Below are 13,207 nucleotides of genomic sequence, written 5' to 3'. Positions count from 1 at the left end.
ACAAAATTCCCATAACCCCATGAATCGACCCATTACGCATCTGCGTCGGCAATACGCTTTGCCGGCTTGCCTGACGGCGGGAATGCTGGTGTTTCAAGCCTCCGCCATGCCGGCGGCCGCCCAGCTGCTGGCCTTTCATCAGGAGCAGCCCGCTACTGCCTCCCCCGCCCTGCCGGCCCCGGTGGTGGGCGAAAGCGTAGCCCTCAAAGCCCTGCTCCACCAGTGGGAAAAAGACCACCACGTCACCATTTTCTACGAAAGCTCACTGGTGGGCAGCAAGCGCGTGGTGCCCCAAGCCGGCGTGACCACCCTGGACAACAAGCTGGCAGCCGTGCTGCCCCAGGCCGACCTCCGCTTCAAGAAAATTCGCGACGATTACTACTTGATTATCAGCAAACCCGAGACGGTGGCTAACGCCGGCAACAGCACTGCAGCCGCCAGCGCTGCTGCCGCCGACGTGCCCGTATCGGGCCGCGTGACTTCGGCCACCGGCGAAGGCCTGCCCGGCGTGACGGTGCTGGTGAAAGGCACCACCATCGGCACCACTACCGGGGCCGATGGCTCGTTTTCGCTGAGCGCGCCGGAAGGCAGCACCCTGGTGTTCAGCTCAGTGGGCTTTGCACGGCAGGAAGTGGCCGTGACCGGCGCTACCAGCACCCTGGCCATTGCTCTGAAGGACGACAAGCAGGCCCTGAACGAGGTAGTGGTGGTGGGCTACGGCACCCAGAGCCGCCAGCAGCTGAGCACCTCGGTGGCCTCGGTGAACGCGGCGTCCATTGAGCGCCAGCCGGTGGCCGGCTTCGACCAGGCGCTGCAGGGCCAGGCCCCCGGCGTGCAGGTGACGGCCCCGAGCGGCGCGCCCGGCGCGGGCATCAACGTGCGTATTCGCGGCAACTCGACCCTGAACCTGAATGCCTCGCCGCTGTACGTGATTGACGGCATTCCGGTGCTGCCCACCTACGACCAGGAGCTGGCCGTGGGCAACCAGCGCCCCAACCCCCTGAACGCACTGAACCCGAACGACATCGAGAGCATCGACATTCTGAAGGACGGTGCGGCGGCAGCCATCTACGGCCTGCGCGCCTCCAACGGCGTGGTGGTGATTACGACCAAGCGCGGCAAGGTGGGCAAGGCCACGGTGGGCTTCAGCACCTATTTCGGCCGCCAGATAATTCGCAAGAAGCTGGACGTGCTGAACGGCAAGCAGTTTGCCGGATTCTACAATGATGTGCTGGCGGGTTCGGGTCAGGGGCCATATTTTAACCCCGACACGGTGCGCACCAACACCGACTGGCAAGGCGAAATCTACCGCCCGGCTAACATTCAGAACTACCAGCTGAACGTGAGCGGCGGCACCGAGAAAACCCGCTACTACCTGGCCGGCGGCTACTTTAAGCAGGATGGCATCAGCCTGAACTCGGGCTTCGACCGCTACACCTTCAAGCTCAACCTTGACCAGCAGCTGAGCAGCCGTTTCCGGGCCGGCACCAGCCTGAACCTGAGCCGCACCGGCAACAACAACAGCTCGCGCAGTGAGAAGGGCGCCACTAATTCGGGCACGGTGCTCGGGGCGCTGGCCCAGAGCCCGCTCATTCCGGTGCGCAACGCCGACGGCAGCTACGGCACCAGCGTCCTCACCACCAACGTGGACAACCCGGTGGGCAACCTGCTGGAAAGCAGCAACAAGGCCAACATCTACCAGGCCATCGGCAACGTGTATGCCGAGCTGGACGTGCTGAAGAACCTGACCCTGCGCTCCACGGCGGGCATCGACTTCCGCAGCCAGATTGAAAACCAATTCTGGACCCGCAACTACCCCGGCAACAAGGACTCGCCCGAAACCCAGAAGGGCCAGGGTGCCACCAGCACCAACCAGCAGGTTATCTGGCTGCAGGAAAATACCCTGACCTACAACCCCACCCTGGGCGGCAAGCACACTCTGACGCTGCTGGCCGGCGAGTCGATGCAGGAGTCGGACCGGTTTACGTCGAGCGCCCGCGCCACGGGCTACGCCTCCAACGCCGTGCCCTACCTCGATGCCGCTTCGGTATTCAGCGCGCCCCACAGCTACGAAGACCAGTGGGGCCTGCTCAGCTTCTTTGGCCGCGCCAACTATGCTTATGACAACCGCTACCTGCTGGGTCTGAGCATGCGCGCCGACGGCTCCAGCCGCTTCCGGGATGGCAAGAAGTTCGGCTACTTCCCGGCGGCTTCGGCGGCCTGGCGCGTGTCAAACGAAAGCTTTTTCCCGCAGAACAAGGTGGTGTCGGACCTCAAGCTGCGCGGCAGCTTCGGGGCCAACGGCAACCAGGAGTTCTACACCTACCAGCGCTTTTCGCGCTACAACATCAACTACAATTACCCCGGCCTGGGCACCGTGGTATCGGGCGGTATTGCCCAGAGCGACATCGGCAACAACGACGTGCGCTGGGAAACCACCTACCAGTACAACGCCGGCCTGGACCTGGGCATGTTCAATAACCGCCTGACCTTCACAGCCGACGTGTACCGCAAGCACACCAAGGACCTGCTGCTGCTGGTGGATATTCCGCTGAGCACCGGGGCCGACAACCTGAGCATTCTGCAGAACGTGGGCAGCATCCAGAACCAGGGCATCGAGCTGGGCCTGAACACGACCAACGTGCAGGCCGCCGACAATGGCTTTGGCTGGACCACCAACCTGAACCTGACCATGAACCGCAACAAGGTGCTCGACCTGGGCAAATCGGTGGACGAAAAAGGCAACGTGATTGACCGCCGCCTGCCCAGCGGCAACGGCTTCACGCTGGTGGGCCAGCCCCTGGGCGTGTTCTACGCCTACCAGGTGGACGGCATTTTCCAGACGCAGGACGAAATCAACAAGCTGAACGCCCGCGCCCAGCAGCTGAGCGGCAGCTCTAGCGCCAAGTACCAGGCCAATGCCGCCCCCGGCGATATCCGCTTCAAGGACAACAACGGCGATGGCGTGGTGAACGACAAGGACCGCGCGGTTATCGGCAACCCCAACCCCAAGGCCATTGCCGGCGTCACGAACACCTTCACCTTCAAAGGCCTGGAGCTGAGCGTATTCTTCCAGGGCAGCTTCGGTAACGACATCTACAACGAGAACCGGGAGACGCTGGAGTACATGGGCGCGGCCCGCAACCAGAGCACCCGCGTGCTGAACCACTGGACGCCGACCAACACCAACACCGACGTGCCCCGCGCCGTGCTGGCCGACCCCAACCTGAACGCCCGCTACTCGGACCGCTTCCTGGAAGACGGCTCCTACGTGCGCCTCAAGAACCTGACGCTGGCCTACAACCTGCCGGTGGGCCTCATCAAGCACGCCGCCCTGAGCAGCCTGCGCCTGTACGTGACCGGCCAGAACCTCATTACCTGGACCCACTACTCGGGCTACGACCCCGAGGTGAGCTCCGACCCCTACTCCACCACCGGCCTGGGCCGCGACCTGGGCGTGTACCCGCAGTCGCGCACCTACACCGTGGGCCTCAACGCCTCGTTCTAAGCCGCTTGCTCAGCCTTAAAATTCCCATGAAAAAAGTCCTGATACCCGTCTTTGCCCTGGCCGCGCTGGCCAGCTGCAACGTGCTTGACAAGGAGCCGCTGACCACCATCGCGCCCTCAAACTTCTTCAAAACCTCGGAAGATGCCGAGGCCGCCATCACCGCCACCTACGACGGCCTGCAGAAGAAGGGCTGCTACGCCGAAGTGCTGAACCTGATTGGCAACATGCCCTCGGACGACTGCACCAGCACCAACACCGACGTGCGCGCCCTCGATTTCATCACCTGGACCTCGACCACCGGGCAGATGTACGACGCCTACCGCGACCCCTACGCGGCCATCAACCGGGCCAATGCCGTGCTGAAGTACGTGCCCGCCATCAGCAGCATCAGCAGCACCCGCCGCGACCAGATTCTGGGCGAGGCCCGCTTCATTCGGGCGCTGTGCTACTTCAACCTGGTGCGCCTCTTCGGGCCCGTGCCCCTGCGCCTGGAACCCACCGAAACCGGCGACCCGGCCGTGCTGAACCTGCCCCGCACCCCGGTCGACCAGGTGTATGCCCGCATTGTGGAAGACCTGACCACGGCCGCCGGCCTCATGGCCGACTCCAACCCCACCCGCGCCACCAAAGGCTCGGCCAATGCCCTGCTGGCCCGCGTGCAGCTCACCCAGCGCAACTGGTCCGCCGCTAAAGAAGCCGCCAACAAGGTGCTGACCGGCGGCGGCAACTACTCCCTGCAGAATTTCAATTCGCTGTTTCCGGCCGATAATAAGTTATCGGAGTCGGTGTTTGAAGTGCAGTTTGCGGGCACGGCCGATGCCAACAGCTACTTCACCATGCCCGACATCGTGCTGCCCACGCCGCCGGCCACGTATTCGTTTCCGAAGTTCAACATCCCCACCTTGTTTGTGAATGGCAGCATGGCGCTGCCCACCGACCTGACCTCGGTGGTCGACACCGTGAACGACCTGCGCTGGAGCTATCAGGGCCGCGTGAACGCCGGCCGCAACCACGCCAGCTACGTGGACGGCCGCGGCGGCAACGCCAACGACCGGGGTCCTTTCGTGTATAAGTGGCGCAGCGACGGCAACAATTTCAACTCGTCGGACAACTACTACGTGTTGCGCTTTGGCGAAGTGTACCTCAATGCCGCTGAGGCCAGCAACGAGCTGGGCGACCCGGCCGCTACCGTGCTCGACTTCCTGAACCCCATCCGGCAGCGCGCCGGCCTGCCACTCCTCAACGCCAGTTCGCCCGAAGCCACCAACAAGGCCACCCTGCGCACCGAAATTGAGAAGCAGCGCCGCCTGGAGTTGGCCTTTGAAGGCGAGCGGTGGTTCGACCTCATTCGCTACGCCCGCCACGAGCAGGCCGATGCCAGCGTGCACCACACGGTGACGGCCCTCGACATCATCGCGCAGAAGCGCGGAGCCCGCGATGGCAACTACCTGGTATTCCCCCTGCCGCTCAATGAGCTGAACACCAACACGCAGCTGCAGCAAAACCCTGGTTACTAGTAGTGCCAGCGTCGTCGTTTCGGGGCAGGGAAAATGGTGGGAATAGTTAGTACCTGCCCTGGAACGACCTTTTTTTCGAATGGTGCAAGGCCGTCAAGCCGAGCTTGTCGCAGCATCTCTACCGCAGGAGTAATCCAATCGCTGCAACGAAGCAGTAGAGATGCTGCGACAAGCTCAGCATGACGTTCGGCTTTCCTAGCCTACCCCATTTTCCCAACCCTTCCCGACCTAATAAACTCCCCATTCAATGGCCGCCCCCGTTTTTGCGCCAGTTGCTGCATCTTCCCCCGCCGTGCCGGCTGGCACGGCCGCGCCGCGCTACGCGCCGGCCCTGTCGGCGCTCACGGTGCTGTTCTTTTCGTTCGGCTTCATCACCTGTCTCAACGACATTCTGATTCCCTACCTCAAGGCCATCTTCCAACTCAGCTACGCCCAGGCCAACCTGATTAACCTGTGCTTTTTCGGGGCCTATTTTGTGATGGGCATCCCGGCGGGCAAGGTAGTAAGCCGCCTCGGCTACAAGGGCGGCATGCTGATGGGATTTGTGGTGGCGGCCCTGGGCTGCTTCCTGTTTTACCCGGCCGCCGACAGTCACTCCTACGGCCTGTTCCTGGGGGCGCTGTTTGTGCTGGCCACGGGCGTGGTGCTGCTGCAAGTGGCCGGCAACCCCTATGTGGCCGTGCTCGGCCCGCCAGAGTCAGCCCCGGCGCGGCTCACGCTCACGCAGGCGTTCAACTCGCTGGGCACCTATGTGGCCCCGCTGTTGGGCGCGGCCCTCATCCTCTCGCACCTGCCCGACCTCGACGCCGCCCGCGCCGCCGATGCCATCGACGTGCGCGCCGTGCAGGTGCCCTACCTCTGCATCGGGGCCGTGCTGATTTTCATTAGCCTGTTGCTGAGCTTTATGAAGCTGCCCGTCATCACGCACACACCCGACCCCAACGATGATGTCAGCCGCCGTCCCTGGCACTACCGGCACCTGGTGCTGGGCATGGTGGGCATTTTCGCCTACGTGGGGGCCGAGGTCGCCATCGGTTCGCACATCGTGAGCTACCTCGGCCAGCCCGACGTGCTGAACATGGCTCCTAAATTGGCCGGCTACAAAGTCTCATATTACTGGGGTGGGGCCATGGTGGGCCGCTTCTTGGGCGCTTACCTACTGAATAAAATCAATCCCGGGCGCCTACTGGCCGTCGCGGCCGTTGGCGCTATTGCGCTGGTTGTGGTTTCGGCCACTAGCACCGGCGAAACCGCCATGTACACCCTGCTGGCCGTGGGCTTAATGAACTCCATCATGTTCGCCACCATTTTCACGCTGGCCGTGGCCGGCCTGGGCCGCCACACCGAAGAAGCCTCCGGGCTGCTGAACGTAGCCATCGTGGGGGGCGCGGTTATCCCGCCCCTGTTCGGCCTCATGGCCGATGCCAGCTCGCTGCGCCTGGCGCTGGCACTGCCGGTGCTCTGCTACGCCTATATCGTGTGGTACGGCCTGCGCGGCCACGTGCGCCAAGCGGTTTAGGCCGCGGACAATTCCTGCTTTCCCTGCACTATGCTCCCCAATTCCCACCGTCCTTTCGTTATTTCTGCTGCCTTGTTGGCGTTGCTGGTTACTGGCGCCCCGCAAGGCGCGCTGGCCCAGGGTGCGCCCCAAACCAAAGGCACGACCGCAGGTGCGGGCGTAGCCGCCTGGCTGACCACCGCCGATAAGTCGGTGCTATTTCAGCCCCAGGCCGGCACGCTGAAGTTTGCGGCGGCGAAGAATGCCAACCCGACCATTGAGGTTGACGAGGCCAAAATCTACCAGACCATCGACGGCTTCGGCTACTGTCTCACCGGCGGCAGTGCCGAGTTATTGCACCAGATGGGCACCTCCGAGCGCGCCAAGCTGCTCCGCGAACTGTTCGGCACCGAGGGCAGCAACATCGGCGTGAGCTACCTGCGGGTGAGCATCGGCGCATCGGACCTCGATGCGCAGGTGTTCAGCTACGACGACCTGCCCACTGGCCAGACCGACCCGGAGCTGGCTAAGTTCAGCCTCGCGCCCGATGAAAAGCACCTCATTCCGGTGCTGAAGGAGATTCTGGCCATCAACCCCAAGCTGAAAATCCTGGGCTCGCCGTGGTCGCCGCCGACCTGGATGAAAACCAACGACGCCTCGAAAGGCGGCAGCCTCAAGCCCGAGTTTTACGACGCCTACGCCCGGTATTTCGTGAAATACATCGCCGGGATGAAGGCCCAGGGCATTCGCATTGATGCCATCACCATTCAGAACGAGCCGCTGCACCCCGGCAACAACCCCAGCCTGCTGATGCTGGCCGAGCAGCAAGCTGAGTTCATCAAGAAGAGCCTCGGCCCCACTTTTCGCAAGGCCAAGGTCGACACGAAAATCATCGTGTACGACCACAACGCCGACCGGCCCGACTACCCGCTCACCATCCTCAACGACGCCGAGGCGGCGCAATACGTCGATGGCTCGGCTTTTCACCTCTACGCTGGCCCCATCGAGGCGCTGGGCAAGGTCCACGACGCCCACCCGGAGAAGAACGTCTATTTCACAGAGCAGTGGATTGGCGCGCCCGGCAAGTTTGCCGGCGACCTGGCCTGGCACACCCGCACGCTCATCATCGGGGCCACCCGCAACTGGGCCCGCACCGTGCTGGAGTGGAACCTGGCCGCCGACCCGCAGCAGAACCCCCACACGCCCGGCGGCTGCACCGAGTGCCTGGGCACCATCACACTGGCCGGCAATGCCGTGACCCGCAATCCGGCCTACTACATCATCGCCCACGCCAGCAAGTTTGCCCGGCCCGGCTCAGTCCGCATCGCCTCCACCCTGCCCGACAAGCTGCCTAATGTGGCCTTCCGCACGCCTACCGGCCAGCGCGTGCTGGTAGTGCTGAACGATGGCGCAGCGGCCCAGGTCTTCAACATCCGCCAGGGTGGGCGACAGGTGGCGGCCACGCTGCCTGCCGGGGCCGTGGGCACTTATGTCTGGTAGTTCATTTTCAATTTTTAACGCGTTACCCATCCCAAAATTTTTCACGACCAACGTCAAATTCCCATGAAAAAACTCATTACCCTTTCAGCTCTCGCTACCCTGGGCCTTGGCTCGCTGAGCGCACAGGCGCAGTTCACTGTGAACGGTGTGCTGGCCGCGACCGAAGTAGGCACCGGCACCGGCAAATACCAGTTGCTGGGCAGCTACGCCGGCACCCATTCCGTGAGCGACCGCGGCCTGAAAGCCATTTATATGGGCACCACGGCCACTACACTCAACATCATGGTAGTGGGCTCGCCCGAGCAGACGGCCTACAGCGCGCTGGTGCTTTACCTCGATGCCCCAAACAAAACTGGCATCGCGGCGGGCACCCGACTGCCCGGCAGCAGTAACACCTCGTCGCAACTGCGGCACCACCCCACCCTCGACATGCCCGTGGACTACGGCTTTCGCATTACGGTTTCGCCCCTCAACGACGCCAACAACGCCATGTACCTGAGCCGCGTGAGCTATACCACGCCCGGCACCACCTACCCCGAAGTGGGCATGGGCACCGGCCCGAAAAATGGCGTGGCCGTGTCCGACGCCGCTGACCCAGCCGCTGCCCGCACCGCCTATTCCACCACCGCCAGCGTGGCTGCCAACAGCACCACCGGCTGGGAATTTGAAATCCCGCTGAGCGCCCTGGGCGGCGCGGCCACCGGCGACATCTTTCACGTGATGGCCGCCTACGTGGCCGATAACGGCGATTTCTACTCCGATGTGCTGCCCCAGGTGGCCGGCCGCACTACAGACCTCGGCACCGACCCCAACTTCACCAACATCGCCGGCAACCAGTTCTACACCTACCAGGTGGGCACCGGCCTGCTGGCCAACCGCGCCGCCACCGCCGAGGCTCTGGGCCTGAATGCCTACCCCAACCCCCTCACCAGCGCCAGCACCCTGAGCTACACCGTGGCCAGCGGCACCCAGCCCGTGAGCGTGGAAGTGTACAACGCCCTCGGCCAGCGCGTGCTTAGCCTGCTGAATGCCGACCAGGCTGCCGGCCCGCACACCACCGCCCTGGCCCCGCTGCAGCAGCTGGCGGCCGGCTCCTACCTCGTGAAACTGCAGGTGGGCACCCAACTCACCAGCCGCCGCGTGGTGGTCGAATAATGATTTAACCCAGCCGGTGGCGCCTGCTGCAACGGGTGTCACCGGCTTTATTTTTTGCTCAGCTACTCCCCATTTATGAATCGTAATCCACTAGTTAGCGTGTGCTTATCGGCAATATTACTGGCCGGAGCGGGCTGTTCTAAAAAAACCGAAGCCACCCCCGACCCCACGCCGCCCGTGGTGGTGACGCCCACGCCCACCGGCCCCTCCCAGGTGGCCTTCTGGCTCACCAATACCAACCGCACGGCCCTGTTTGCCCGCCAGAAAACGGTGCTCAACTTCGCCGCGCCTTCCAATTCCTTTCCCACTATCAACGTCGACACTACCAAGGCTTACCAGACCATGGACGGCTTCGGCTATACCCTCACCGGGGGCAGCGCCACGGTTATCAACCGAATGAGCCCCACCAACCGGGCCGATTTGCTACGTGAGTTGTTTGCCACCGACAGCACCTGGCTGGGCGTGAGCTACCTGCGCGTCAGCATCGGGGCCTCCGACCTCAGCGACCACGTTTTCACCTATGATGACGTGGCCGGTGACGTCGGCCTGGCTCAGTTCAGCCTCGGCCCCGACCGCACCGATGTAATCCCGGTATTGAAGCAGATTCTGGCCATTAATCCGAGCATCAAAATCATGGGCTCGCCCTGGACGGCCCCGCTCTGGATGAAGACCGTGAATGCCACCCGCGGCGGCAACCTGCAGCCGCAGTATTACGATGCCTACGCCCGCTACTTCGTGAAATACATCCAGCAAATGGCCGCCGAGGGCATCCGCATCGACGCCGTGACGCTGCAAAACGAGCCCCTCTACGGCGGCAACGAGCCCAGCATGCTGATGGACGCAACCGAGCAGGCCAACTTCATCAAGAACAATATCGGTCCGGCCTTCGCCGCCGCCGGCATCACCACCAAAATCATCGCCTACGACCACAACCCCGACCGGCCCGACTACCCGCTGGCCGTGCTGAACGACGCCGCGGCCCGCCCCTACGTGGAGGGCACGGCCTTCCATAACTACGGCGGTTCGCTTTCTTCGGCGCTCACGCAACTGCATGCGGCTTACCCCAACAAGGGCCTCTACTTCACCGAGTTCTGGACGCAGGCGCCCGGCAACATGCTCACCGATTTCCCCGGCCACGTGCGCGACCTCGAAATCGGGGCCGCTCGCAACTGGGCCAAAAATGTGCTGGAATGGAACCTGGCCAACGATGCCACCTACGGCCCCCGCACCGCCGGCGGCTGCTCGGAGTGCCTCGGGGCCGTCACCGTTTCGGGCAACAGCGTGACGCGCAACCCGGCCTACTACGCCGTGGCCCACTCCAGCAAATTTGTGCGCCCCGGCTCCGTCCGCATCGACACCGACACGCCCACCAACCTGCCCAACGTGGCCTACAAAACGCCCTCGGGCAAAAAAGTACTGGTCGTGCTGAACTCCGGCACCGACCCGCTGCAATTCAACATCCAGTTCAAGGGCAAGACCGTGAGCTCGGCCCTGGCCGGCGGCTCCGTCGGCACCTACGTGTGGTAGCTTAAAAGGCGGGCCTGGACATATTCCCAGGCCCGTTTCTTTTGGCGTTATTCAATCTTAATTAATTAATAATCAATAATTTGAATTTATAACAACATTTTCACAACGCTCCTGACTGCTTAATTCCGGGCTGGCCCATGCTGTGTGCAACAGGTCTTTTTCACCGGCTTTTTTCTCCTGAATTTCTCTCCAACTCCAAATTCCCACAATTCATGAAAAAGCTTTACCGACCTGTTTCTGCCCTCGTTGCCGCCGGCATTTTGCTGCCCATCATGGCCTTCCGACCGGCCCACACGCAGGCCAACGAGCCCGTGAGCGTGTGGCTCACCACCGGCGACCAAACCAAACTTCTGCAGGCCCAGGCCGGCATCAGTTTCAGCGCCAGTACGCCCGCCACCGGCACCACCATCAACGTGGATGAAAGCCAGACCTACCAAACCATCGACGGTTTCGGGGCTTCCATGACCGGCGCATCGGCCTACCTGCTGAACCAGAAAATGAGCGCCGCCCAGCGCGACGCCCTGCTGAACGACCTGTTCGGCGCCAGCGGCATTCACCTGAGCTTTTTGCGGCACACCATGGGCGGGTCGGATTTTTCGGCGCAGGGCGATTTCACCTACGACGACCGGCCCCAAGGCCAGACCGACGTGGGTCTGGGCAGCTTCAGCATTGCCAACGACCTGGTGGATTTGGTGCCGATGCTGCAAGCCGCGCGAGCCAAAAACAGCAGCCTGAAAATCCTGGGCACCCCGTGGAGCGCCCCGGCCTGGATGAAGGAGCCCACCGCAGGCGGCGTGTACGAGCTGCGCAACGGCCACTTCCTCAATACGGCCTACTACCAAGCCTACGCCAACTACTTCGTGAAGTACGTGCAGGCCTACGCCGCCCAGGGCCTGCCCATCTACGCCGTGACGCTGCAAAACGAGCCGCTGTTTGCGGCTTCCTACATGTCGATGCGGATGGATGCCGGCAACCAGCTGGCCTTTCTGAAGAACAACATCGGGCCGGCGTTTCAGTCGGCGGGGCTGAGCACCAAGCTCATTGTGTACGACCACAACTGGGACCAGCCCACCTATCCCAACACCGTTTTTGCCGATGCCACGGCGGCGCAGTACGCGGCCGGTTCGGCCTTCCACGGCTATGCGGGCAGCGTGAGCGGCCAGAGCACCACTCACAACGCCTACCCGGCCGAGGACATTTGGTTCACGGAGATTTCGGGCACGGCGGGCTCCAGCTTCGCCGGCGATTTGAAGTGGCACGCCTCCAACATCATCATCGGCACTACCCGCAACTGGGCCAAAAGTGCCCTGGAGTGGAACCTGGCCCTCGACCAGAACAACGGCCCCACCAACGGCGGCTGCACCAACTGCCGCGGCGTGGTCACCATCAACAGCAGCACCGGGGCCGTGACGCGCAACGTGGAATACTACGCCCTGGCCCACGCCAGCAAGTTTGTGGACCCCGGCGCGGTGCGCGTGGGCTCCAACTCGGTGGCCGGCGGCATCGAAACCGTGGCCTTCCGCAACCCCGACGGTTCCAAAGTCCTCATCGCCCTGAACAACAGCAACTCCTCCAATACCTTCAAGGTGAGCTGGAATAGTCAGTCGTTTAACTACACGCTGCCGGCCGGCGCGCTGGCCACCTACAAGTGGAACACCAGCGACATCACGCTGGGCCGCATCTACGAAATCAGCGCCAAGCACAGCGGAAAGGCCCTTGAAATCATGGGTTCTTCGACTAGCAACGGCGGGCAGGCGCAGCAGCGCACCTGGGCCACCGGCAGCAACCAGAAATGGAAGCCGGTGGACATGGGTAATGGCTTCGTTCGTTTGGTCAACGTCTTCAGCAACAAGTCGCTGGACGTGCCCGGCCCCAGTACCGCCAACGGGGCCCTGGCCCAGCAGTGGGACTGGTCCAGCAACGACAGCCAGGCTTGGCTGGTGCAGCGCCAGAGCGACGGCACCTACCGCATCCTCAACAAATATAGCAACAAAGCCCTCGACGTGGCCGGCGCCTCGCAGGCCGACGGGGCCAACGCCCAGCAGTGGGACTGGACCGGGGCCGACAACCAGCGCTGGTGGTTTTCGGACCAGGGCCCGGCTGCCCTCACGGCTCTGGCCGCAGCCGGGCCAGCCGCCGCTGCCCGCTTGCAAGTGTACCCTACCACCATCAATCAAGAACTAACCTTCGACTACACCGCCGAAACCGCCGAGAACCTGCAAGTGCAGTTCATGGACGTGCTGGGCCGAGTGGCCCTGGCCCCGCCTGCCGTGTCCGTCAAGGCTGGCCTCAACCATATCAGCCTCGACGCGGCCACCGCCACGCCCGGCCTGTACGTGCTCAAAGTGCGCACTGCCGCCGGCCCGCTGAGCCAGCGGGTTGTCATTGCTCGCTAATGGAACAGCAGCTATTTGAGGTAGAGACGCAATATTTTGCGTCTCGTCGTTGAGCGATACGTGCGAACGAAGCCCATACGACACTCGAACGGCGCGGCCGACGAGA

General features: G+C 63.0%; 7 protein-coding genes. All 7 read left to right on the top strand.

What is annotated here, in order from left to right:
- Positions 1–19 precede the first annotated feature (19 nt).
- The 7 genes from ACYVM5_RS15305 to ACYVM5_RS15275 all read left to right on the top strand — a co-directional run bounded on the left by ACYVM5_RS15305 (position 20) and on the right by ACYVM5_RS15275 (position 13,101).
- Positions 20–3,508 (top strand): SusC/RagA family TonB-linked outer membrane protein, encoded by a 3,489-nt coding sequence (locus tag ACYVM5_RS15305; RefSeq protein ID WP_460618985.1) that lies wholly within the window; start codon positions 20–22, stop codon positions 3,506–3,508.
- Between the two features lie 26 nt (positions 3,509–3,534).
- On the top strand, positions 3,535–5,025 hold the full coding sequence (locus tag ACYVM5_RS15300) for a RagB/SusD family nutrient uptake outer membrane protein (RefSeq protein WP_460618984.1): 1,491 nt from the start codon (positions 3,535–3,537) through the stop codon (positions 5,023–5,025).
- A 247-nt stretch (positions 5,026–5,272) separates the two neighbouring features.
- Positions 5,273–6,544, top strand: a complete 1,272-nt coding sequence (locus tag ACYVM5_RS15295) for a sugar MFS transporter (protein ID WP_460618983.1) — start codon at positions 5,273–5,275, stop codon at positions 6,542–6,544.
- Between the two features lie 30 nt (positions 6,545–6,574).
- Positions 6,575–8,023, top strand: coding sequence for a glycoside hydrolase family 30 protein (locus ACYVM5_RS15290; RefSeq protein WP_460618982.1), 1,449 nt, complete (start codon positions 6,575–6,577; stop codon positions 8,021–8,023).
- A gap of 63 nt (positions 8,024–8,086) precedes the next feature.
- Positions 8,087–9,178, top strand: a complete 1,092-nt coding sequence (locus ACYVM5_RS15285; RefSeq protein ID WP_460618981.1) for a T9SS type A sorting domain-containing protein — start codon at positions 8,087–8,089, stop codon at positions 9,176–9,178.
- A 75-nt stretch (positions 9,179–9,253) separates the two neighbouring features.
- Positions 9,254–10,705, top strand: a complete 1,452-nt coding sequence (locus ACYVM5_RS15280) for a glycoside hydrolase family 30 protein (protein ID WP_460618980.1) — start codon at positions 9,254–9,256, stop codon at positions 10,703–10,705.
- 212 nt (positions 10,706–10,917) lie between these two features.
- Positions 10,918–13,101, top strand: a complete 2,184-nt coding sequence (locus tag ACYVM5_RS15275) for an RICIN domain-containing protein (protein WP_460618979.1) — start codon at positions 10,918–10,920, stop codon at positions 13,099–13,101.
- Positions 13,102–13,207 lie beyond the last annotated feature (106 nt).

The organism is Hymenobacter ruber (genome assembly GCF_054783255.1).
This window is presented reverse-complemented; position numbering and strand designations above follow the sequence as displayed.